General features: G+C 70.5%; 21 protein-coding genes and 1 tRNA gene. 11 read left to right on the forward strand and 11 right to left on the reverse strand.

Annotated elements, in window-relative coordinates:
• The first annotated feature begins 8 nt into the window (after positions 1-8).
• From EV292_RS16255 to EV292_RS16270, 4 genes are all read left to right on the forward strand, one after another.
• Complete coding sequence (locus EV292_RS16255) at positions 9-473, forward strand: hypothetical protein (protein WP_132910285.1); 465 nt, start codon at positions 9-11, stop codon at positions 471-473.
• Positions 473-1,942 carry an SGNH/GDSL hydrolase family protein gene (locus EV292_RS22715; RefSeq protein WP_165927152.1) on the forward strand — a complete coding sequence of 490 codons (1,470 nt, stop codon included), beginning with the start codon at positions 473-475 and terminating at the stop codon, positions 1,940-1,942. The genes EV292_RS16255 and EV292_RS22715 overlap by 1 nt, the downstream gene beginning before the upstream one ends.
• A gap of 105 nt (positions 1,943-2,047) precedes the next feature.
• Complete coding sequence (locus EV292_RS16265) at positions 2,048-2,341, forward strand: hypothetical protein (RefSeq protein WP_165927153.1); 294 nt, start codon at positions 2,048-2,050, stop codon at positions 2,339-2,341.
• Between the two features lie 342 nt (positions 2,342-2,683).
• On the forward strand, positions 2,684-3,484 hold the full coding sequence (locus EV292_RS16270; RefSeq protein ID WP_132910287.1) for a DNA adenine methylase: 801 nt from the start codon (positions 2,684-2,686) through the stop codon (positions 3,482-3,484).
• A 110-nt stretch (positions 3,485-3,594) separates the two neighbouring features.
• Here EV292_RS16270 and EV292_RS16275 read toward each other — a convergent pair whose 3' ends face one another.
• Positions 3,595-4,197 (reverse strand): hypothetical protein, encoded by a 603-nt coding sequence (locus tag EV292_RS16275; RefSeq protein WP_132910288.1) that lies wholly within the window; start codon positions 4,195-4,197, stop codon positions 3,595-3,597.
• On the reverse strand, positions 4,194-4,427 hold the full coding sequence (locus tag EV292_RS16280) for a hypothetical protein (protein WP_132910289.1): 234 nt from the start codon (positions 4,425-4,427) through the stop codon (positions 4,194-4,196). Before EV292_RS16280 ends, EV292_RS16275 begins: the two co-directional genes overlap by 4 nt.
• Positions 4,428-4,455: 28 nt before the next feature.
• Between EV292_RS16280 and EV292_RS16285 the strand changes: the two genes are divergently transcribed.
• On the forward strand, positions 4,456-5,700 hold the full coding sequence (locus EV292_RS16285) for an integrase arm-type DNA-binding domain-containing protein (protein ID WP_132910290.1): 1,245 nt from the start codon (positions 4,456-4,458) through the stop codon (positions 5,698-5,700).
• 191 nt (positions 5,701-5,891) lie between these two features.
• Here EV292_RS16285 and EV292_RS16290 read toward each other — a convergent pair whose 3' ends face one another.
• From EV292_RS16290 to EV292_RS16300, 3 genes are all read right to left on the reverse strand, one after another.
• A complete protein-coding gene (locus EV292_RS16290) occupies positions 5,892-6,647 on the reverse strand; it encodes a hypothetical protein (RefSeq protein ID WP_132910291.1) in 756 nt (251 codons plus the stop codon).
• 16 nt (positions 6,648-6,663) lie between these two features.
• Positions 6,664-8,022 carry an integrase arm-type DNA-binding domain-containing protein gene (locus EV292_RS16295; protein ID WP_347812600.1) on the reverse strand — a complete coding sequence of 453 codons (1,359 nt, stop codon included), beginning with the start codon at positions 8,020-8,022 and terminating at the stop codon, positions 6,664-6,666.
• 69 nt (positions 8,023-8,091) lie between these two features.
• Positions 8,092-8,177, reverse strand: a tRNA-Tyr gene (locus EV292_RS16300).
• 213 nt (positions 8,178-8,390) lie between these two features.
• On the opposite strand from EV292_RS16300, the gene rlmB reads away from it, so the two are divergent.
• On the forward strand, positions 8,391-9,140 hold the full coding sequence (gene rlmB / locus EV292_RS16305; protein WP_132910292.1) for a 23S rRNA (guanosine(2251)-2'-O)-methyltransferase RlmB: 750 nt from the start codon (positions 8,391-8,393) through the stop codon (positions 9,138-9,140).
• A gap of 260 nt (positions 9,141-9,400) precedes the next feature.
• Here the strand turns inward: rlmB and EV292_RS16310 are convergent, their stop codons facing one another.
• Positions 9,401-9,718: a 2Fe-2S iron-sulfur cluster-binding protein gene (locus EV292_RS16310; RefSeq protein WP_132910293.1), complete on the reverse strand. Its 318-nt coding sequence runs from the start codon at positions 9,716-9,718 to the stop codon at positions 9,401-9,403.
• Positions 9,719-9,772: 54 nt separating this feature from the next.
• On the opposite strand from EV292_RS16310, the gene EV292_RS16315 reads away from it, so the two are divergent.
• A complete protein-coding gene (locus EV292_RS16315) occupies positions 9,773-10,399 on the forward strand; it encodes a DNA-3-methyladenine glycosylase (RefSeq protein ID WP_132910294.1) in 627 nt (208 codons plus the stop codon).
• Between the two features lie 19 nt (positions 10,400-10,418).
• On the opposite strand, the gene EV292_RS16320 is transcribed toward EV292_RS16315, so the two are convergent.
• Complete coding sequence (locus tag EV292_RS16320) at positions 10,419-11,231, reverse strand: hypothetical protein (protein WP_132910295.1); 813 nt, start codon at positions 11,229-11,231, stop codon at positions 10,419-10,421.
• A gap of 222 nt (positions 11,232-11,453) precedes the next feature.
• On the opposite strand from EV292_RS16320, the gene EV292_RS16325 reads away from it, so the two are divergent.
• Positions 11,454-12,284, forward strand: a complete 831-nt coding sequence (locus EV292_RS16325; RefSeq protein WP_132910296.1) for a DUF6454 family protein — start codon at positions 11,454-11,456, stop codon at positions 12,282-12,284.
• A gap of 47 nt (positions 12,285-12,331) precedes the next feature.
• On the opposite strand, the gene EV292_RS16330 is transcribed toward EV292_RS16325, so the two are convergent.
• Positions 12,332-12,751 (reverse strand): DUF2147 domain-containing protein, encoded by a 420-nt coding sequence (locus tag EV292_RS16330; protein WP_132910297.1) that lies wholly within the window; start codon positions 12,749-12,751, stop codon positions 12,332-12,334.
• A gap of 24 nt (positions 12,752-12,775) precedes the next feature.
• On the opposite strand from EV292_RS16330, the gene EV292_RS16335 reads away from it, so the two are divergent.
• Both EV292_RS16335 and EV292_RS16340 read left to right on the forward strand, forming a co-directional pair.
• Positions 12,776-13,645, forward strand: a complete 870-nt coding sequence (locus EV292_RS16335) for an S-methyl-5'-thioadenosine phosphorylase (RefSeq protein WP_132910298.1) — start codon at positions 12,776-12,778, stop codon at positions 13,643-13,645.
• A gap of 50 nt (positions 13,646-13,695) precedes the next feature.
• On the forward strand, positions 13,696-14,997 hold the full coding sequence (locus EV292_RS16340) for an Nramp family divalent metal transporter (RefSeq protein WP_132910299.1): 1,302 nt from the start codon (positions 13,696-13,698) through the stop codon (positions 14,995-14,997).
• Between the two features lie 282 nt (positions 14,998-15,279).
• Here the strand turns inward: EV292_RS16340 and EV292_RS16345 are convergent, their stop codons facing one another.
• Both EV292_RS16345 and EV292_RS16350 read right to left on the reverse strand, forming a co-directional pair.
• Positions 15,280-15,978 carry a hypothetical protein gene (locus EV292_RS16345; RefSeq protein ID WP_132910300.1) on the reverse strand — a complete coding sequence of 233 codons (699 nt, stop codon included), beginning with the start codon at positions 15,976-15,978 and terminating at the stop codon, positions 15,280-15,282.
• Complete coding sequence (locus EV292_RS16350) at positions 15,975-17,180, reverse strand: toxic anion resistance protein (protein ID WP_132910301.1); 1,206 nt, start codon at positions 17,178-17,180, stop codon at positions 15,975-15,977. Before EV292_RS16350 ends, EV292_RS16345 begins: the two co-directional genes overlap by 4 nt.
• A 536-nt stretch (positions 17,181-17,716) precedes the next feature.
• Between EV292_RS16350 and typA the strand changes: the two genes are divergently transcribed.
• Positions 17,717-19,540, forward strand: a complete 1,824-nt coding sequence (gene typA / locus EV292_RS16355; protein WP_132910302.1) for a translational GTPase TypA — start codon at positions 17,717-17,719, stop codon at positions 19,538-19,540.
• 77 nt (positions 19,541-19,617) lie between these two features.
• On the opposite strand, the gene EV292_RS16360 is transcribed toward typA, so the two are convergent.
• On the reverse strand, positions 19,618-20,523 hold the full coding sequence (locus tag EV292_RS16360) for a neutral zinc metallopeptidase (RefSeq protein WP_132910303.1): 906 nt from the start codon (positions 20,521-20,523) through the stop codon (positions 19,618-19,620).
• Positions 20,524-20,557: the final 34 nt, after the last annotated feature.

A 20,557-nucleotide genomic window follows, 5' to 3' on the forward strand; every position in this document is an offset into this window, starting at 1 on the left:
GGACCACTATGAGGACCCTGCTTCTTCGGGCGGGCGCGATCGCGCTCGCTCTCATTCCGGCGATCGCGTCGGCGCAGACCGCGGCGTCGGTCGCAGCGCCGGCCGGCTACGCGCCGATGAGCGCGGCGTGTGTCGCGCAGGTCGACGGCAGCTGCGTCGCGGTGAGCGCGGCCGCGCCGCTGCCGACCGGAAGCGTGCGCGAGACGGTGCGCCTGGCGCTCGCCAACGTGCCCTCCGCCGCCCAGACCATCTACGGCGGGACCTATATCCTGACGCAGAGCTGCTCGGCCTACGGCACGCTCAACTTCCAGGTGCTCGGGCCCGACGGCGTCACCTTCGCCACCGCGGCGAGCAAGACCGCCAGCGACACCGGCGCTTCCGGTACCGTGATCGGGCTCGGCTCGAACGCCAGCGTGCGCGTGACGATCAGCGGGACGACCGGCTGCGCCGCCATCCTGTCGCGGGTGCCGTGATGCGGCGCCTGATCCCCGCAATCGCGGCGGCGCTGCTGCTGCCGGCCGCCGCGCTCGCCCAGGTGGCGACGCCGAGCATCTACGCCAGCGGCCAGCCCGAGCCGTCCTCGCCCCGCGACCTCGGCATGCTGGTGACCTACCGCACGGCGACGCCGAACCTCTCGACGGCGCTGTTCCCGACCAACGCCTCGGGCCAGAGTAACACGCGGCGCCAGCTGCCGATCGCCAACCTGATCGACCCGACCTGCATCAAGCGCCTGCGCGTGGTGCTCCCCGCCTGGCACCAGAAATCGACGGCGCCGGCCGAGGAGAACGTCGGCGCCGGCGTGACCTCGCACAACGCGCTCGAGCGCGTCTGGAACGATGGCACGCCGGTCGAGATCACCTGGGGCGGGGCGGCGACGCTCACCTACGTGCCCGGCACGACCCACTTCTCGGACGCGATCGTCGGACCATTCACCTCGCGCACGCTCGGCTGGCGCAGCTACCAGACCTGGCCGTCGGGCACGCTCGTCTCGGGTAGCGCGCCGCTCTACGCCGCGCGCGGCGAGTATGTGAACGGCGGGGGCACGCGCACCGACGCCACCATGGTCGCCGGCAACCCGGGCCAGGCGCCGGGCAACGGCTTCGGCTATGGTCCGCTCGGCGGGGTCGCGCATGTCAGCGGCACCTGCAGCGTGCCGCACGCTCTCGCCATCTTCGGCGACAGCATCGTGCGCGCCGCCGGCGACAATGGGACCTTCGCCAACGGCGGCGACCCTGCGACCGGCCTGGCGGGCTACCTCGAGCGCGCGCTCGGCGGCGACTATCCGGTCGTGAACGTCGGCCAGTTCGGGTCGCAGTGGTCCAACCTCGCCACGAACGCCCAGGCGGGGCGCAATACCGCGCTGCTACCCTTCGTCGATCGCATCGTCGTCGAGCTGGGGACCAACGAGGCGACCGGCAATGTCACGACCTGGCGTCAGAGGGCGCTCGACGCCTGGCTGGTGCTGCGCTCGATCCACCCGAGCGCCAAGATGGCGCAGTTCACGATCACGCCGCAGGTCTCGCTGAAGTCGGGCGCGACGGTCTACGCGCCGGCGAACCAAGACAACACGACGACGGGCGGCGGCCGCTTCGTGGTCGGCGGCTCGGTCGACCTCGGCAACGAGTGGCTGCGCGACGGCGCGCCGTTCGACACCGCGACCAAGGCGGTCGCCGAGATCGGCGCGACCGGCGCGACGATCGCGCGCGTCGGCGCCGCAGGGCATCCGCTCAACCTAGTGGTCGACGTCGCCGGCTTCGTCACGACCGGCCGCAACACGAATATCTGGCGCGACGGCCTGCTCTACAGCGCTGCCTGGGCTGGTGACGGGATCCACCCGTCGGACGACGGCCACGCGGCGATCGCCGCCTGGTTACGCGCGCTGCCGGCGTGGCAGGCGTTCCTGGCTGGGCGCTTCGAGCCGATGCGGGTGATCACCCGGTAACGCACGTCGACTCGGTGGGGCGCCGGCGGGCGCCCCACTGAGCACCAGATCTCCAACATTCCCAGCCCTTACGTTCCCGCCATGTTCCGGCATGCTGGTCGAGCGATGGGTGCCAATTTCCGACCTGAGACGCTGGCCGAGCTGGCGGGCCGTGGCAACGTCGCGGTGCGCTGCGCGTGCGGTCACCGCGCCGTCATCGATGGCCCGAAGCTCTCGCGCTACTTCATGGTGCACCTGTGGGACGGCCGCCTGCACATGGTCCAGGACCGGCTGCGCTGCACCAGGTGCCGCGGCAAGCGCGTGCGGCTCGGGCTCACCTATGACCTGCCGACCGGGCCAGAGTGGGGGCCGCAAGGGCCGCGCGAATGGAAGGAGCTGGTCCGCCGGCTGCGCGGATAGGCTTCCTCGACCGCCGGCGCGGTGTCATAGTCGCCTCGCTGGCCCCATCGTAGCCGAGAGGGTCAGCCCGCGCGCGCGGAACATCCTGTGGTCACCGGTTCGCCGGGTGGCCCGCAGAATAGAAGACCCTTCGGGGGAATACGCGGGGGCGTAGCTCCACAGGTCTGCGCGGCTAACCACCCGGTTCGGGCGGCCGGCCGCGCAGCACCACCACCAGACATTCGCGGCCGAGAGCCGCTGCCGAGATCCTGCGCCGACCTGGTGCAGGCCCGTCGATCGTCGCCGATCGGCGCGATCCCGCGCGCGTAGCCGAGCGCTTCCTCCTGAAGAGAAAGCACCAGCATGCCCACCACCACCGCCATCCGGCCGATCGCGCCGTGCCTGGGCGGCAAGCGCAACCTGGCCAAGCGCCTGTGCGCCATCATCGATGCGACGCCGCACCGTACCTATGTCGAGCCCTTCGTCGGCATGGGCGGGATCTTCCTGCGCCGCGGCCGTGCCGCGCCGGCCGAGGTGATCAACGACATCTCGCGCGACGTCTCCAACCTATTCCGCGTCGTGCGCCGCCACTTCGAGCCGCTGGTCGACGAGCTGGAGCTGCTGCTCGCCAGCCGCGACGAGTTTGAGCGGCAGCGCTTGGTAGCCCCGGACACGCTGACCGACATCGAGCGTGCCGCGCGCTTCCTCTACCTCCAGCGCCTCGCCTTCGGCGGGAAGGTCACCGGGCGCACCTTCGGCGTGTCGGCGGGGCGACCATCGCGCTTCGACTATGCTCAGCTCCGCGCGGAGATCCGCGCGCTCGGCGCGCGCCTCGCGCCGGTCACGATTGAGCGGCTGCCCTATGCCGACCTGATCCGGCGGTACGACTCGGCCGAGACGCTCTTCTACCTCGACCCGCCCTATTGGGGCTGCGAGGACGATTACGGCGCCGACGTGTTCGCGCGCGGCGATTTCGAGCAGCTCGCCGACCAGCTCGCCGGGATCCGCGGCAAGTTCGTGCTGTCGATTAACGCGACGGAAGGCTCGCGCGCGGTATTCAGCCGGTTCCGCACCGTGGACGTCGATGTTGCCTGGTCGATCGCGACCAAGGCGATGGGCACGGCGAAGCGCGTCACAGAGCTGGTCGTCAGCAACATCGGCTGATCAGCGCGGGGTATCGCTGAGGGTACGAACACTCGGCGGATACCCCGCTCAGCCGCAGAAAACCGCCATCCGCGCGTGCATCGCGGCGGAGGCTTCCTCCGCCGCGGTCGTCATTCGGGTAGGTCAGGGGTTAAATCGGATCCTGCAAGCAGCACCTTCGCTTTCTCAGCGAGTGACAGAAAGCGCACAGCGTCGTCAGTGGTCACCTCGCCGGTGTTCGCAGCGCTTCTTCTAAGACTACGAAGATCAAAAAGTAGGCGGTAAGTTGCCGGACTTATCAACCCTTCTTTGAACATTCGATGTGCTCGGTAGCCGAAACTATACCGGCCATAAGAGCCGTCATTTTCCCCGAAAATCGCGGCAGAACGCCTCTTGACCTGCTCCTCGAGCGACCGCCAGCTCTCAAGTATCGCCGCGCCTGGAGCTATAACCACCAGCTGCTTGAGGCGATCATCCAGCGCTACGAGGCCATCATCCTCTGCGATCGCGGGCACGTCGGCCTCGGCTTCAGCAAGCTGTTCGCCGAAATCAACTGAGTTGTCTCCGACCGAAAGCCTTCGGATGCGACTAAGAAGACGGATGATCTCTGAGCGGAAGAGGAAGGCGATCCCGAACGCGGCGACGGGCCACGCTAGCGAGCCAACAATTGAGGCGATGAAGGTCAGCCAGTCCATCGCCGCAGCCGCCTTGTCCGCGTCCGGGTTCACGCTCACCGGTCGGTGATCCGCACTGGCTGCGCGATCGCGCGGACAGCCCGCATGAACGCCGTCTCGCCCTCGGTCTGGGCGATCGCAACGTTTCGTTGATCGATCCCGTCGATACTTCTCAGCCGATCGATCATGCCATTGAAGCGCGCCTCAAGTGCTTTGACCTCATTCATCGCATCGATCTCGGCCTGCGACAGGTCACGGTAGCCGCTGATCTTCTGGTGCTGGTTGTCCATGCGCCGCTCCTCTTGACCGGATAGTCATATGCTGACGAACGCCGCGGTGAAAGCCGCGCGGCCGCGCGCGGCCGCCTACAAGATCGCCGACGAGCGCGGGCTGCATCTGTTCGTCGCGCCGACCGGCCGCAAGTCGTTCCGCTGGCGCTTTCGCTTCGCCGGGCACGAGCAGCTGCTGACGATCGGCCAGTGGCCCGAGGTCTCGCTCGACGCCGCTCGGGCGCGCGCCGAGGATGCGCGCGAGCAGCTCGGCCGGGGCGTGGATCCGCGGACGGTCGCCACGGCTATGACCTTCGAGCGCGCGGCGCGCGCCTGGCACGCGCAGCAGCTCGCCGGGTGGACGAAGGTCCACGCCGACGACGTGCTCGCCAGCCTTGAGGCCGACGTGTTCCCGCAGCTAGGTGCGGCCGAGCTCGACGCGATCGACTCGCCGGCGGTGCTGCGGGTCGTCCGCTCGATCGAGCGGCGCGGCGCGATAGTCACCGCCTCGCGCGTGCGGCAGCGGATCTCGGACGTGTTCGCGCTGGCGATCAGCGAGGGCTGGTGCTCGATCGACCCCGCGGCCGTCGTCGGCCGCGCACTGGCGCCGGCGCCGGCGCCGCGGCACCAGCCGGCGGTGACGACGATCGCCGAGGCGCGCGAACTGCTCGCCGCGGCCGAGCAGGTCGGCGCCGGCGCGGCGGTGAAGCTCGCCTCGCGCTTCCTCGCGCTCACCGCGGTGCGGCTGGCAATGGTGCGCGGCGCGCGTTGGTCAGAGATCGAGGACCTGGACGGCGTCGAGCCGCTCTGGCGCGTACCTTCCGCGCGGATGAAACTCGCGGCAGCGAAGAAGCGCGACGCGGCGAACGACCACCTGGTGCCGCTGGCGCCGGCCGCGGTCGACGTCCTGCGCGCCGCGCGCGCTCTGCGCGTTGCCGATATGCATTCTGCCGATGCGAATATGCATGCTGCGGATGCGGATCGCGACGCCGGTGAGCTGATCTTCCCGGGCCGTGGCGGCGCGGCGCCGATCGGCGAGGGCGCGATCGGCGCGCTCTATGATCGCGCGGGCTTCGCGCGGCGCCATGTCCCGCACGGCTGGCGCGCCACCTTCTCGACGATCCTCAACGAGCAGGCGCCGGACCAGCGCGGCGCGATCGATCGCGCCCTTGGCCACGTCCTCAAGCGGGAGGACGGAACCACGGCCAAGGTGGAGAGCGCGTACAACCGCGCCCAGCAGCTCGCGCCCCGCCGGCGACTATTCGAGACTTGGGCCGAGATCCTGACGGGCTGACCGCGCCGCGAACGCCGCGCACGGGGCGGTTGGCACCATTCGTGCTCCATCCCCCCCAGGCAGCATCGGGGCGGCGCAAGCCGCCACGTCCGACCGCCGAGCCTAGGCGATCGTTCGGAGGCGGTGGGACCTCTCAGCGCGGGGGGATGATCAAATCTGCGCATGGGGTCGCCTCAGCGACCCCATTCCTTTTATCCTTGAACCCCTGAGAGGGGATACTGACCGGATGGCGGACTCGCGCTTGCTTCTTCCGCGCGACGGTCGAGCCCCGCTTCCATCCGGGCGAGGACGGCTCGCATCTCGGGGTTCGACGGCATAGGCCGGGCAGGCGGCGCGCCTGGTGGCGGCTGTGTGCCCTCGCGTCGCACCCGGCGCCGTGCGAGGAGATCGCGCAGTCGCTGCGCCACCCGGGCTGGCAGCCCCTCGGGCGTGAAGAAGTAGGCGTTGGAGATCTGGCGGCGCTGCGGGCCGAACACGCCATCGGCGCCGGTCTTCTCCGTGCGGCGCACCCAATCGAGGATCCCCAGCCGCTTGAGCTGCGCCAGAGCACGGATGACCGTCCCACGCGCGACGCGAGCCGCGCGAGCGATAGTGTCGATCGCCGGGTCGAGACGCCCGGTCTTGAAGTCGACCGCAACGCCGCCGCGGCGCCCGAGCAACGTCTCGAGCACGCGCATGCCGTGCAGGCCGAGCGGCCGCGCGCCGCCGCGCTGCCGCTCCTGGTCGTCCCACTCGGCTACGACCTTCAATAGGCAATCGATCCACCCGAGCGCGCCAGCCGTCGTGCCATCGCCGATCGGCCGATAGACCTGAGCCCGGCGATCGCGGGCGTCGACGCTACCGCGCCGCACCTTCCGATCGGCGCCGCGCTCGGTGTTGCCAGCGAGTCGGGCGGCGAAGCCTTTCATCACCAGCTTCGTCTGCCGCGTCATCGAGGCCGCGGTCATGCGCGGCCCCCGACGATCAGGCGTGCTGCCGCTTGCCCTCGAGCAGCGTCTCCGGCGGAGCTAGGCCCTCCGTCAGCATGTCCGCCCACTCCTGCGCGATTGCGCGCCGGCGAGGCATGTAAGCGGCGCGATTGTACGCAGCCTCGACACCCTCCGGGACGTGAGCGAGCATCAGGTCGATTACCGCGCGATCGCCATCCTGGCCGCGATCCTTTGCCAGCTCGTTCATCACCGTCGAGAACGTTGAGCGCCAGCCGTGCGGCACATGCACCCCGGAGTACCCCGCCTCGCGGTAGGCCTTGCTGAGCGTGCTGTCGCTGATCGGCTTCCGCGAATTGCGGACGCTGCGAAAAACGAGCCCCGGGTTGTCCTTGCCCGAGAACGCGATTGCGATCTTCACCGTCTCGACCGCCTGGCGCGAGAGCGGCACGACGAACTCGAAAGCCGCATCCCGCTTCCGCTCGACCCCGAGCTTCATCTTGGCCGCCGGCACGCGCCAGATAGGCTCGGCTCCGTCCAGCTCCTCGAACTCGTGCTTCTCGGCCATCCGTAGCGTTGCCGAGCGCACCGCGGTGAGCGCCAGCAGCCGCGAGGCGAGCTTCGTCAGCGGGTGCCCCGGCTGCCGCTCCGAATCGGCCAGGACCGCCTGCGCCAGCTTGATCGTGCGCGCCGCCGGGAACTTGCCCTTCGTCTTGCGCCCGAGCGCCCGCTTCGTCACCGCCGCGGGATCCGCCGGCGCGATGCCGCCCGCGATCGCTCTCGCGAAGACCTCCGAGATCCGCTGCCGCACGCGGTGCGCCGTCTCTACGGCGCCGCGCGCCTCGATCGGCCGCAGCACCTCGAGCACCAGCGGCGTCGTCACCGAGGCGATCGGCAGCTTGCCGATTCTCGGGAAGACGTCGTTGACGAAGCTGTTGAGCACGATGTCCGCGTAGCGCTTCGACCAGCCCGCCTTCTGGCTGGCGTGCCACTCGCGCGCGATCGTCTCGAAGTTGCTGCCGGCCATCGCTGTCTGCTCGGCCGCTCGCTGCCGCTTCGCCACCGCCGGGTCCGCGCCCTCGCGCAACGTCCGCGCCGCGTCCTCGCGCAGCTCGCGCGCCTTGGAGAGCGAGATCTCCGGGTACCCCCCGAAGACCAGGCGCTTCTCCTTGCCCCCGACGCGGTACTTCCAGCGCCACGACTTGAAGCCGCTCGGCAGCACGTAGAGGTAAAGCCCTGCGGCATCCCCGAGCTTGTACGGCTTGTCCTTGGGGGCAGCCTTCCGGCAGGTTACGTCCGTCAGCAACCGGTGCCCCCAGGCTGGCAAACTCGTGCCCCCAAAGTGCCCCCAGAATCGTCGCGCTGCATCGATGTTGATTGCGACCAAATGAGACAACGGACAAGCCTTCCCACGAGGGGAATGACCCGTTTCTGAGGTTGTCTGAGATGACCCGGAACGAAGGGGTGGTGGAAGGGGCTGGATTCGAACCAGCGTACACTTGCGTGGGCAGATTTACAGTCTGCTGCCTTTAACCACTCGGCCACCCTTCCACGAGCGGCGCTGTCGAAAGCGAGGGCGCCCAATGCCCGCGCTCGCCCGGCCTGTCAACGCCTTCCGTCCCGCCTTTTCGCGAGCACCGCGGCGGTTGCGTCCCGGCGCGCGCGCGCATAGCGTCCGCCGCACTCCCTCCCATCGCCGGAAAGCTCCCTCGTCATGTCGCGTCGTTCGCTCGCCTCTCTCACCGCCCGCCGGAGTCGCGGCTGATGGCGCGGCGCGGACATCGGCCGAGTCAGCAACAGGGCAATCGCACGCGGCTGTGGGGGCGCCATCCCGTGCTCGCCGCGCTCGCGAACCCGCAGCGCACCGTCCGCAAGGTCTGGGGCACGCGCGAAGCGCTGGGGTCGCTCGATCTGCCGCCGGTGCTGCCGATCGTCTTCGCCGAGGCGCCCGATCTCGGCCGGCTCGTCCCCTCCGACGCGCCGCACCAGGGGCTGGTCGCGGAGGTCGACCCGCTCGAGGACGTGTGGCTCGGCGACCTGCTGGAGGAGGGGCGCGAGGACCAGCGCCCGCTCGTCGTGCTGGATCAGGTGACCGACCCACACAATGTCGGCGCGATCCTGCGCTCGGCGGCGGCGTTCGACGCGCTCGGCATCGTCACGCAGGACCGTCACGCGCCGCCTGAATCGGGGGCGCTGGCGCGTGCCGCCTCGGGCGCGCTCGAGACGGTGCCATGGGTGCGCGTGGTCAATCTCGCGCGCGCGCTCGACGAGATCGGTGAGGCCGGCTTCTGGCGCATCGGGCTGACCGGTCACGCGACGCAGACGCTGGCGCAGGCGATGGGCGCCCAGCGCGTCGCGATCGTGCTCGGCGCCGAGGGCGAGGGCATGCGCCACAACACCGAGGCGCATTGCGACGAGCTGGCGCGGCTGCCGATCTCGGCCAAGGTGGAGAGCCTCAACGTCTCCAATGCCGCCGCGATCGCGCTCTACGCCGCGGCGGCGCGGGTGGGGTAAGATCGGTTCACGCGACGACGCGATGACGCGAAGAAGAAGGTCGGTTCACGCGGAGGCGCGGAGGCGCAGAGAGGGAGCGCGCGGCAGCAGTGTCGCGCTCCGATCGCGGGCGCAGGCGACGGTCGTCGATCGCGGCTCCCCTCCGCGTCTCCGCGCCTCCGCGTGAACATCCTTCTGGCGCTACGCGCCGTTTCCCGGCCCCGACCTCTTCGCGTCGTCGCGTCGTCGCGCCAACCCATCCACCCGATCGCAGGACAGCCTCAGTCGTCCGCGCCGACGCGCACGCGCAGGCCGTCGAGCGCCGGACCGAACTCGATCTGGCACGACAGCCGCGAGGTCGAGTCGCGGTCGCTCGTCGCGTCGAGCAGGTCGTCCTCGTCCTGGCTCATCGGCGGCAGCAGCGCGACGAAGGCGGGGTCGACGTGGACGTGGCAGGTGGCGCAGCTGCAGCAGCCGCCGCACAGCGCCAGGATCTCGTCGATCCCGGCCTCGCGGATCACCTCCATCACCGACAGGCCGGCGGCGCCGTCGATCTCGCGTTCTTCCCCCGCGCGCGTCTCGACGATAAGCTTGGGCATGTTGGTCTCCACCGAAAATCGCCCGATCCATGCCGTTTGCGCCGGGGCCGCGCAATGGGGCTGAGCGCCGCCGCGCTCACCGCGGGGCTCGATTCGCTCGCCGCGATCGAGCCGGCCTTCGCCGCCGCGATCGCGCGCGTCGGCTATCCCGCGCCGCGTATCCGCGCCACCGGCTATGCCACGCTGCTGCGCACGATCGTCGGCCAGCAGGTGAGCGTGCGCGCGGCCGACTCGGTGTGGCGCAAGCTCGCCGAGCGCGGTGATCCCGGCGACCCGGCGCTGGTCACTGGGCTCAGCGACGAGGAACTGCGCGCGTGCGGCTTCTCGCGGCAGAAGACGGGCTATGCGCGCAGCCTCGCCGGGCTCGTCACCGCCGGCGCGCTCGACCTCGCCGCCTTGCCCGCCGATAACGAGGAAGCGATCGCGCAGCTCGTCGCGGTGAAGGGCATCGGGCGCTGGTCCGCCGAAGTGTATCTGCTGTTCGCCGAGGGGCGCGCGGACATATGGCCCGCGGGCGACCTGGCGGTGCAGATCGAGGTGGGGCGGATCCTCGGCCTGCCCGAGCGGCCGAGCGAGCGGCTGACGCGCGAACTGGCGGAGCCGTGGCGGCCCTATCGCGGCGCGGCCGCGATCTTCACCTGGCATCATTATGGTGCGGGGGCGGACGCGGCGCCGGTGTGACGCGCGTCCAGGCGACGGTTCAGGCGGTGCGCAGCCGGCGACGGGCGCGTGGCGGGACGCGGAGCCAGCCCTCCGCCAGCGCGCCGGCGGCGATCAGCGCGCCCAGCGCGAACAGCAGCGGCGCCGGCACCGCGAGCGTGGCGAGCGCTATTCTCTCCCACCCGGCGCTCGCGCCGAGCGTCTCGAACAGCAGCGACTGGAGCAGCAGTGACGCGGCGGTGGCGAGAAAGGCGCCACCGCCCGGCCGCTGCCGCGACAGGACGAGCGCGCCGGCCACCGCGACGATCATCCCCAGGTGGACCGACAGCGCGAAGCCCGACCGCCCGGCGATCTGCCAGTCGAAGAAGCCGGGGACGAGCGGGAACAACCGTCCAAGGATTGGCGGCAGCACCAGCAGCGCGGTGGCGAGCATCGCCGCGGCATGCGCGCGCGGCACGCGCCGCGCGAGCAAGGCGGCGCGGACCAGCGCCACGAAGGTGACCAGCGCGACCAGGTCCACCAGCGCGAGTCGCACCGCGAAGGCGGCGTGGAACGGGTCGCTCCGGCTCGCGAACAGCGCAACGCCGCCCTGGAGCGCGGCGAGGCTCGCCCCGGCGAACAGCGGCACGATCACGAACAGCGCCATCCCCGCGGCGCGATGGAGCGCGAGACGCTGGTCGTGGATCGACCAGAGCTGGAGCGCGAGCAGCATCAGCCAGACGGTCGCGCTGATCCCATGCGCGTGGAGCGCGAGCGGCGCGGCACGCAGCGCACCGAAATAGCCCGGCCAGAACGCCAACAGGATCAGCGGCAGCAACAGCGCGACCGCCGCCCAGCCACGACGATAAGGCATCATCGTCCTCCCCGAACGGAAACCGGGCGGCGCCCCCGCGTCGCCGCGAAGGCGCCGCCGCGTCTCCCCTCTGATGCAGGATGATATCGGTTCCGCATCGGCGCGGATTGGAAGAAGTCGCGACTTTCCCGTGCAATAGTTACAAGTTCGCGCCCGATCGGGTCGGCGCCGCGCCGTTGCCGCCGAAATGCAACAGAAGTTCAGCGTTGCTGACACATCGGCTTGGCACAGCCGTCGCGGCGACGCGGCGGGGGGCTGATGGTGCGGCGGACGGTGCGAGCGACGGTGACGGCGGCGTTGCTGCTGCTGGCAGGGCTGTCGGTGGCGGGCGCGGCGGAGCGCTTCGACGGCGCGATCGAGGGTGCGCACCTGCTCGACACGCTCGCGCTCGACGGCGCGCTCGACCACGTCCAGGGCGTGGAGATCGCGGGGCGGTGGCTGTGGGTCACCTCGGTCGATCGCGCGGCGCGGCGCGGCTATCTCGACGCCTTCGACCGCGTCACCGGTCAGTGGCTGCGCCGGGTCGAGCTGACCGATGGCGCGCGCTACCACCCCGGCGGGCTGTCACGGAGCGGCGGGTCGCTCTGGGTCGCGGTGGCCGAACTGCGCCCGCACAGCTCGGCGGTGCTGGTCGAGCTCGACGCGGCGACGCTGCGGGTGCGCCGCCGCCTGCACGTGGCGGATCATCTCGGCTGCGTCGCGGCCTCCGGGCGGCGGCTGGTGGCGGGAAATTGGGACAGTCGCGCTCTGTACCTGATCGACCTCGACGACCTCGCGCACGTGCGCATCGTGCCCAATCCCTCGTCGACGCGGTATCAGGACATGAAGTTCGTCGGCGACCAGCTCGTCGCGGGCGGCAATCTGGATCCGTGGAGCGGCACGGTCGACTGGCTCGACTGGCCGAGCATGACGCTGCGGCGAACGCTGCGCGCGGGCGCGGTGGGGCCGCTGCGCGCCTATACCGGCGAGGGGATGACGATCGCCGGGCGCGACCTCTACGTGCTGCCCGAGGACGGGCCGAGCCGGCTGTTCCACTTCCGGCTGGAGAGCTGACCGCGAGGGCGGTGGGCGCGGGAAGCGCTTCGCCGCGCCCCATCGCGTCAGCGCGCGGGCTTCCACACCTGCGACTTGCACAGGAAAGCGATACAGCCCTTCACCTTGAGCGTGCCGTCGCCCTCGCGCGAGACGATCGACTTGTAGGTCTTGCCGTTGCGCGGATCGTAGATCTTGCCGCGCCAGTCCTTGCCCTCGTCGGTGAAGCCCGACAGGATCGCTATTCCCAGGATGGGACGGTTGCGCAGCGCCGGATCGCTGTTGTTGACGTCGGTGTCGGCCGCGCCGGGGCGCTTGCGCAGGATCGTGCTCAGCTTGCCGCACATGGTCGCGCCGCACGGGCCGACCGTGACGATCCCGGCGCCGTCCTCGGTGACGTAGCGTCCGGCGATCGGCGTGGCCGCATCGGCGGTGGCGGGGGCGGCGAGGACGAGCAGCGCGAGCGCCGCGGACAGGGAGGTACGCATGGGTCGAACTATCGGAGGCGGACGATGAACGCGCAATGGACGATCGGGATCATCGGCGGCTCGGGGCTGTACGCGATCGACGGGCTCGAAGACGCCGAGTGGCGCGACGTCGCCACCCCCTGGGGCCAGCCGAGCGACGCGATCCTGTTCGGTCGGATCGGCGCGGTCGCGATCCGCTTCCTGCCGCGTCACGGCCGCGGTCACCGGCTCGCCCCCGGCGACGTCCCGGCGCGCGCCAATATCGACGCGCTCAAGCGGGCGGGCTGCACCGATCTGGTCGCACTCTCCTCGGTCGGGTCGCTGCGGGGCGAGCTCGCGCCGGGGACGTTCGTGCTGGTCGACCAGTTCGTCGACCGCACCGTGGCGCGCCCCGCCTCGTTCTTCGGCAGCGGGCTGGTGGCGCATGTGTCCTTCGCCGATCCGGTGTGCGAGCGGCTGTCCGCCCTGGCCGCGGCGGCGGTGACCGCGGCGGGCGGGAGGGTGGCCGAGCGCGCCACCTATCTCGCGATGGAGGGACCGCAATTCTCCACCCGCGCGGAGAGCCGATTGTATCGCGACTGGGGCTGTGACGTGATCGGCATGACCGCGCTGCCCGAGGCGCGCCTCGCGCGCGAGGCGGAGCTGCCCTATGCGCTGGTCGGCATGGTGACCGACTATGACTCGTGGCGCGACGAGGGCGCGGCGGTGGACCTCGCCGCGGTGGTCGCGCAGGCGGCGGCGAACGGCGCGGTCGCGCGCGCTTCGGTCGCGGCACTGGCGCGCGCGCTGCCGCCCGAGCGCTCCCCCGTGCCCGCCGACACGGCGCTGGACGGTGCGCTCTTCACCGCGCCCGCGGCGCGCGATCCCGCGCTGGTGGCGCGCAACGCCGCGATCCTGGCGCGCGTGGCGGGGTGAGCGACGCGCCGGTTGAAACCGCGGCGCGTCTCCCGCATTCAACGCCGCGCATGACCTCCACCACGCGCTCGCTCGGCGACAGCTTCGCCACCGTTCCCGTTCCCCAGGGAGCGGGGTTCTGGCGCAAGCTGCTCGCCTTCGTCGGGCCGGGCTGGCTCGTCGCGGTCGGCTATATGGACCCGGGCAATTGGGCGACCGACATCGCCGGCGGCTCGGCGTTCGGCTACACGCTCCTCTCGGTCGTGCTGCTGTCGAACCTGATGGCGATCGTGCTCCAGGCCCTGTCGGCGCGGCTCGGGATCGGCGCCGGACTGGATCTCGCGCAGGCGTGCCGCCAGCACTCGTCGCGCCCGCTCGCCTGGCTGTTGTGGGCGTTGGCGGAAATCGCGATCATCGCCTGTGACCTGGCGGAGGTGTTGGGCACCGCGATCGCGCTGAAGCTGCTGTTCGGGCTGCCCTTGGTCTATGGCGTGGTGGTCACCGCGCTCGACGTGTTCCTGATCCTCGCGTTGCAGCGCTACGGCTTCCGCCGGCTGGAAGCGTTCATCGCCAGCCTGCTCGTCATCATCGCGGGCTGCTTCGCGTTCGAATTGTTCTGGGCGCGCCCGGATTGGGCGAGCGCGGCGGTCGGGCTGGTGCCCTCGCGCGAGGTGGTGACGAACCCCGCGATGCTTTACATCGCGATCGGCATCCTGGGCGCGACCGTGATGCCGCACAATCTCTATCTCCATTCATCGATCGTGCAGACACGCGCGTACGGCAGCGGCGCGCGCGATCGGCGCGAGGCGCTCAAGCTGGCGACGATAGATTCGACGGTGGCGCTGGGACTGGCCTTCTTCATCAACGCCGCGATCCTGATCCTGGCGGCGGCGGCCTTCCACACCGCGGGGCGCACCGAGGTGGCGGAGATCGAGCAGGCGCACGAACTGCTCTCGCCGATGCTCGGCGTCGGTGCGGCGAGCGCGGTGTTCGCGATCGCGCTGCTCGCCAGCGGGCAGAATTCGACCGTGACCGGCACGCTGGCCGGGCAGATCGTGATGGAGGGGTTCCTCGACGTGCGGCTGCCGGTGTGGCTGCGCCGGCTGGTGACCCGCGCGATCGCGATCGTGCCCGCGGTGGTGGTGGTGGCGGCGATGGGCGATCGCGGCGCGACCGACCTGCTGGTGTTGAGCCAGGTAGTGCTGAGCCTGCAACTGCCCTTCGCGGTGATCCCGCTGGTGGCCTATACCGCCAGCCGGCGGTTGATGGGCGAGTTCGCCGCGCCGCGCTGGCTGGCGGGGCTCGCCTGGGGCATCGCGGCGGTGATCGTCGGTCTTAACGGCTATCTCTTGTGGGGCATGGCGGCGGGGTAGGCCGCGCGTCGTTCCTCGGTGCGAGAGCGGGGGCGCTGACGGGTCGCGAGGTCTCGGCGAATCGAGTGAAGGCGAGGGGGCGGTATCACCTCACCGTCACGCCGGCCTCGCGCCGGGATCCATGATTCCGCGAGAGCAGCGCCGCGGCGGTCGCGGCGCCATGGATCCCGGATCGAGCCCGGGATGACGGGGCGGGCGCGTCGCTCGCGCGACAATAGATCTTCTTGGTCCGGAGCAGTGCTTCTTGGTCTCCGGCGGTGACGTCCGGATCGCCGATCCTGCTCACTCCGCCTCGTATTTGATCTCCAGGTAGCGTCGCCTGGTCGCGAGCGCGTCGAGGTCGCCCTGCGCGAGCTCTTCGCTCGTCGCCGCCAGCTCGCGCTCGATCACGCCGAGTCCTTCCACCAACTGCTGGTCCGGGGTGCGGCCGCCGCGCGCGGTGCCGCGCAGCGCCGGGGGAACGCGCGCATAGTCGCGGACGAAGTCGGGCAGCTGCTCGCCGATCAGCCGGCGCATGTCGGCCGCGGCGGGCGAGCCCTCGTCGAGCGCGGCGAGCTGGACGCCGAGCGTGTCGAGCCTTTGCTCGATGCGGTCGACCACCGCCAGCGCGGGCGCGGGCAGCGACGGGCGCTGCGCGTCGAGCCAGCGCGCGGTCTGCGCCGGCAGTGCCTTCAGCTCGGAGCGCGCCAGCCGCTCGGGGGTCGGCACCGGGGTCGCGGGCGCGAAGGCGATCGCCAGCGTCGCCGCCAGCATCAATATGATCGCCGCCACGCCGCCGAACAGCCCGACGCCGAGCAGCGTCGCCACCAGCAGGATCGCGCCGTTCACCGCCGCGATCAGCGCCAGCCGCGCCTTCGCCCCACCGCGCCCGCGCCGCGCGCGGCGCTGCACCGTCAGCACGCCGCGCCCGCTCACCCGGTCCGCCGCGGCGCGCGCGCCCGCGATCGCGGCGTCGGTGTCGTGGCTCGGCGGCAGCGTCACAGCGCCTCCAGCTTGAACTGCTCGGCCGGGCTGGCGAGGCTGTTGCGCGCCGCGCCCTCGGCGCGCGCGATATAGCCGCGCGACTTGTCGACCTCGCGCCCGAGCGTCTCCACCGTGCTCTTCATCGTGTCGAGCGACTTGAGCTTGAACGTGTCGATCGCGTCCATCGTGTCGTAAATGTTCTGGAAGGCGCGCTGCAGCGTCTCCAGCGGGATGGTCGAGGCGGCGGCCTGCTCGTGGATCGCGGCGGTGTTCTGGCGCAGCAGCTTGCCGGTCGAGTCGATCAGCCCCGCGGTGGTGGCGTTGAGCTGGGTGACCTGCTCCAGCACCAGCTTCTGGTTGGTCAGCGCCTGCGCCACCGTCACCGCGGTGCGCAGCGCCGCCACGGTGGTGGTGCTGGCGCGGTCGACGCCCTTGATCAGCTCGACGTTGTTCTTCTTGACCAGGTCGAGCGCGAGATAGCCCTGCACCGTCACCGCCATCTGGGTGAGCAGGTCCTGCGTGCGCTGGCGGGCGTAGAACAAGGCGGTCTCGCGGATCGCCTTGGCCTTGGCGGGATCGGTGGCGTCGAGCTCGTTGGCCTTGTCCTCCAGCCGCGCGTCCATCGCGCGCGCGAGGTGGATCATCTGCTCGAGCCGCCCCATTGACGCCCAGAGGTTGGCGCGCTCGGTGTCGATCGCGGCATTGTCCATCAGCAGTTCGTCCTTGCCCGAGCCGAGGCTGCGCAGGATCGCGGCGATATGCGTCTGGCTGCTCTTATAGCCGTCGAAATAGTCGTGCATCTTGGAGCCGAACGGGATCACGCCGAACAGCTTCTGCGGCTTGGACAGATTGCCGCGGCGGCCGGGATCGAGCTGCTCGACGGTGCGGCGCAGCTCGGCGAGGTCCTTGCCGACGCCGGCCTCCTTGTCCATCGCGCGCACCGGGCGATCGAGGAAGCGGTTGGACTGGCCCGCGGCGTCGCGGATCTCTTTCTGTCCCATCGCGGTGATCGCGTCGACGCGCTTGCCGAACTCGGGCGAGTTGACGTCCTCGGCGAGCAGCTGGTCGACGAAGGCGTCGACGCGCTTCTCCAGCTCGCTGCGCGTGCCGGGGTCGACCGGCACGAGCCCGGCGGCGCGCTCGCTGGAGACCGCGGGGACGGGGTCGGGCGGGGTCAGCGTCAGCGCCGGCTCGGTGTCGGTACCGGGGGGGGTCGCCATGCTCGTCTCCTTCGTGCGTCGCGCGCTCTTGTCTCGCGGTGGCGCGCGCTGTTCAAGTGTGTTGTGTATGTAAGACGGTGGGGCGGGGTTGTCGAGGTGGTGGGTGGCGGTGTCGAGCGGCGGGCCGATCGCTGGATGCGCGACAGCCTCTCGCGCGGTCGCAGGCGTGGTGGCACCGAGCACTAGACAAATAGATGGCGAGACCACGCCTAAGAACCTCCGCTGAAAGGGCCTATTGCGTATCCCTCCCGTCATCCCGGACTTGTTCCGGGATCCACCGTGCCTCGCACGCCCCAGGTGTCGGTGGCGGGGAGGGGTGGATCCCGGAACAAGTCCGGGATGACGGTGAGGTGAGGAGTGTTCCGAGGGTGTGCGGCTTCGACATCCTCGATCTCACCCTGCTCGCCGCGCCCGCCTGACCCGTCCCGCCCGCGCGCACCATGCTGCGGCCGCGAAGGCTGGCGTCCGCGCGCGCTTTCGGCTATGCGCGCCGGCGACATCGCCCGCGGCCGCCGCGGGCCACCTCAGGAATCCGTATGAACCTGCGCAACATCGCCATCATCGCGCACGTCGATCATGGCAAGACCACCCTCGTCGACCAGCTCTTCCGCCAGTCGGGCACGTTCCGCGACAACCAGCGCGTCGAGGAGCGCGCGATGGACTCGAACGATCTCGAGAAGGAGCGCGGCATCACCATCCTGGCCAAGCCGACCTCGATCGTGTGGAACGACACGCGCATCAACATCGTCGACACCCCCGGCCACGCCGACTTCGGCGGCGAGGTGGAGCGCATCCTCTCGATGGTCGACGGCGTGATCCTGCTGGTCGATTCGTCCGAGGGCGCGATGCCGCAGACCAAGTTCGTCACCGGCAAGGCGCTGGCGCTCGGCCTGCGCCCGATCGTGGTGGTCAACAAGATCGACCGCGCCGACGAGCGCACCCAGGAAGTGCTCGACGAGGTGTTCGACCTGTTCGTCTCGCTCGACGCGACCGACGAGCAGCTCGACTTCCCCGTGCTCTTCGCCTCGGGCCGCAACGGCTATGCCTCGACTGATCCCAAGGCGCGCGAGGGCACGCTGACCCCGCTGTTCGAGAAGATCGTCGAGCACGTCCCCGCCCCCAAGGTCGACCTCGACGCGCCCTTCACCTTCCTGGTGACGTTGCTCGACCGCGACAATTTCCTCGGCCGCATCCTGACCGGCCGGGTCAACTCGGGCGTGGTCAAGCTCAACCAGCCGATCCACGCGCTCGACAATGACGGCAACGTGGTCGAGGCGGGGCGCGCCTCCAAGCTGATGTCGTTCCACGGGCTGGAGCGCGTCCCGGTCGAGGAAGCGCGCGCGGGCGAGATCATCAGCCTCGCCGGCCTCACCGTCGCCACCGTGGCCAACACGATCGCCGACACGTCGGTGAGCGAGCCGCTCCACGCCCAGCCGATCGACCCGCCGACGCTGTCGATGCGCTTCGCGGTGAACGACTCGCCGATGGCGGGGCGCGAGGGCAGCAAGGTGACCAGCCGCATGATCCGCGACCGCCTGCTGCGCGAGGCCGAGTCGAACGTCGCGATCAAGGTGACCGAGGCGGCCGACCGCGACAGCTTCGAGGTGGCGGGCCGCGGCGAGCTCCAGCTCGGCGTGCTGATCGAGACGATGCGCCGCGAGGGCTTCGAGCTCGGCATCAGCCGCCCGCGCGTGCTGTTCGGCGAGGACGAGGACGGCAAGAAGACCGAGCCGTACGAGACCGTGATCATCGACGTGGACGAGGAATATTCGGGCACGGTCGTCGAGAAGATGAACCTGCGCAAGGCCGAGCTGACCGACATGCGCCCATCGGGCGGCGGCAAGACGCGCATCACCTTCTCCGCGCCGAGCCGCGGCATGATCGGCTATCACGGCGAGTTCCTGTCGGACACGCGCGGCACCGGCATCATGAACCGGCTGTTCGAGAAGTACGGCCCGCACAAGGGCGCGATCGAGGGCCGCAAGAACGGCGTGCTGATCTCCAACGGCGCGGGCGAGGCGCAGGGCTATGCGCTCGGCCCGCTCGAGGACCGCGGCATCCTCTTCGTCGGCCACGGCGAGGCGCTGTACGAGGGCATGATCATCGGTGAGAACGCCAAGACGGACGACCTCGAGGTCAATCCGATGAAGGCGAAGCAGCTCACCAACTTCCGCGCCTCGGGCGGCAAGGACGACGCGATCCGCCTGACCCCGCCGAAGAAGATGACGCTGGAGCAGGCGATCGCCTATATCGACGACGACGAGATGGTGGAGGTGACGCCCAAGTCGATCCGCCTGCGCAAGCGCTACCTCGACCCGCACGAGCGCAAGCGCGCCAGCCGCGCCAAGGTCGCCGCCTGACGGTCATGGGGGAGGGCAGCCGAGAGGCCGCCCTCCCTTTCGCTGTCAGCGCTCTTGCGGCGCTTCGCCGCCCGGGATCAGATCGCGCCCGAGAAGGTGTCGCATTGCGCCGGGTCGCCGCTCTGCATCCCGCGCCGCAGCCATGACTGCCGCTGTTCCGACGTGCCATGGGTGAAGCTGTCGGGCACGACCCGGCCCTGCGCCTCGCGCTGGAGCGTGTCGTCGCCGATCGCCTGCGCCGCGCGCATCCCCTCCTCGACGTCGCCCGGATCGAGCCGCTGGCGGTTCTGCGCCGCCCATACGCCCGCGTAACAATCCGCCTGCAATTCGAGGCGCACCGACAGCGCATTGCCCTCGCGCTCGCTGCCGCGGGCCTGCGCGCGCTGCACCTGATCCGAGGTGCCGAGCAGCTTCTGGATATGATGGCCGAACTCGTGCGCGATCACGTAATATTGCGCGAAATCGCCCGGCGCCTTGAAGCGGTTGGTCAGCTCGTCGAAGAATTGCGTGTCGAGATAGATGCCGTTGTCGCTCGGGCAGTAGAACGGCCCCATCGCCGACATCGCCTGGCCGCAGCCCGATTGCCCGCTGCCGCTGAAGAAGCGCAGCATCGGCGGGCTGAAGCGCTGCCCCTCCTTGGCGAAGATCTGTTCCCAGGTATTCTGCGCGTTGCTGAACGCCTGGCAGGTCTCGCGCCGCTGCGGCGAGGCGTCGCACACCTGGCGGACGTCACCGCCCTCCGATCGGCCGATCTGGGTCGGCGCCGGACTGCTGCCGCCGCCCCCCAGCATCGAGCCGAGATTGCCCAGCCCACCGAAGACCGCGAGCAGCAGCAGCACCACGACGATCCCGCCGCAGCCGAAGCGGCTGCCGATCAGCGGCAGCAGCCCGAGCAGCAGCCCGCCTCCGCCCCCGCCGCCGATCCCGCCCCCGCCGCGCGCTTCGCCGACGTTGATGTCGTTGTCATAGTCGTCGAGCCGCATCGATCGGGTCCCCCCAGGCGTTTCGTTGCCGTCG

It is taken from the genome of Sphingomonas sp. BK235, assembly GCF_004345855.1.
GTDB lineage: Bacteria > Pseudomonadota > Alphaproteobacteria > Sphingomonadales > Sphingomonadaceae > Sphingomonas.

What these genes read in the sequence shown, in the direction of transcription:
- EV292_RS16315 (WP_132910294.1), top strand. Translation starts at nt 9,773, where the DNA reads ATGGGGCTGAGCGCCGCCGCGCTCACCGCGGGGCTCGATTCGCTCGCC.
- EV292_RS16270 (WP_132910287.1), top strand. Translation starts at nt 2,684, where the DNA reads ATGCCCACCACCACCGCCATCCGGCCGATCGCGCCGTGCCTGGGCGGC.
- EV292_RS16255 (WP_132910285.1), top strand. Translation starts at nt 9, where the DNA reads ATGAGGACCCTGCTTCTTCGGGCGGGCGCGATCGCGCTCGCTCTCATT.
- EV292_RS16310 (WP_132910293.1), bottom strand. Translation starts at nt 9,718, where the DNA reads ATGCCCAAGCTTATCGTCGAGACGCGCGCGGGGGAAGAACGCGAGATC.
- EV292_RS16280 (WP_132910289.1), bottom strand. Translation starts at nt 4,427, where the DNA reads ATGGACAACCAGCACCAGAAGATCAGCGGCTACCGTGACCTGTCGCAG.
- EV292_RS16265 (WP_165927153.1), top strand. Translation starts at nt 2,048, where the DNA reads ATGGGTGCCAATTTCCGACCTGAGACGCTGGCCGAGCTGGCGGGCCGT.
- EV292_RS16360 (WP_132910303.1), bottom strand. Translation starts at nt 20,523, where the DNA reads ATGCGGCTCGACGACTATGACAACGACATCAACGTCGGCGAAGCGCGC.
- EV292_RS16285 (WP_132910290.1), top strand. Translation starts at nt 4,456, where the DNA reads ATGCTGACGAACGCCGCGGTGAAAGCCGCGCGGCCGCGCGCGGCCGCC.
- EV292_RS16350 (WP_132910301.1), bottom strand. Translation starts at nt 17,180, where the DNA reads ATGGCGACCCCCCCCGGTACCGACACCGAGCCGGCGCTGACGCTGACC.
- EV292_RS16335 (WP_132910298.1), top strand. Translation starts at nt 12,776, where the DNA reads ATGAACGCGCAATGGACGATCGGGATCATCGGCGGCTCGGGGCTGTAC.
- rlmB (WP_132910292.1), top strand. Translation starts at nt 8,391, where the DNA reads ATGGCGCGGCGCGGACATCGGCCGAGTCAGCAACAGGGCAATCGCACG.
- EV292_RS16330 (WP_132910297.1), bottom strand. Translation starts at nt 12,751, where the DNA reads ATGCGTACCTCCCTGTCCGCGGCGCTCGCGCTGCTCGTCCTCGCCGCC.
- EV292_RS16290 (WP_132910291.1), bottom strand. Translation starts at nt 6,647, where the DNA reads ATGACCGCGGCCTCGATGACGCGGCAGACGAAGCTGGTGATGAAAGGC.
- EV292_RS16320 (WP_132910295.1), bottom strand. Translation starts at nt 11,231, where the DNA reads ATGCCTTATCGTCGTGGCTGGGCGGCGGTCGCGCTGTTGCTGCCGCTG.
- EV292_RS16340 (WP_132910299.1), top strand. Translation starts at nt 13,696, where the DNA reads ATGACCTCCACCACGCGCTCGCTCGGCGACAGCTTCGCCACCGTTCCC.
- EV292_RS22715 (WP_165927152.1), top strand. Translation starts at nt 473, where the DNA reads ATGCGGCGCCTGATCCCCGCAATCGCGGCGGCGCTGCTGCTGCCGGCC.
- typA (WP_132910302.1), top strand. Translation starts at nt 17,717, where the DNA reads ATGAACCTGCGCAACATCGCCATCATCGCGCACGTCGATCATGGCAAG.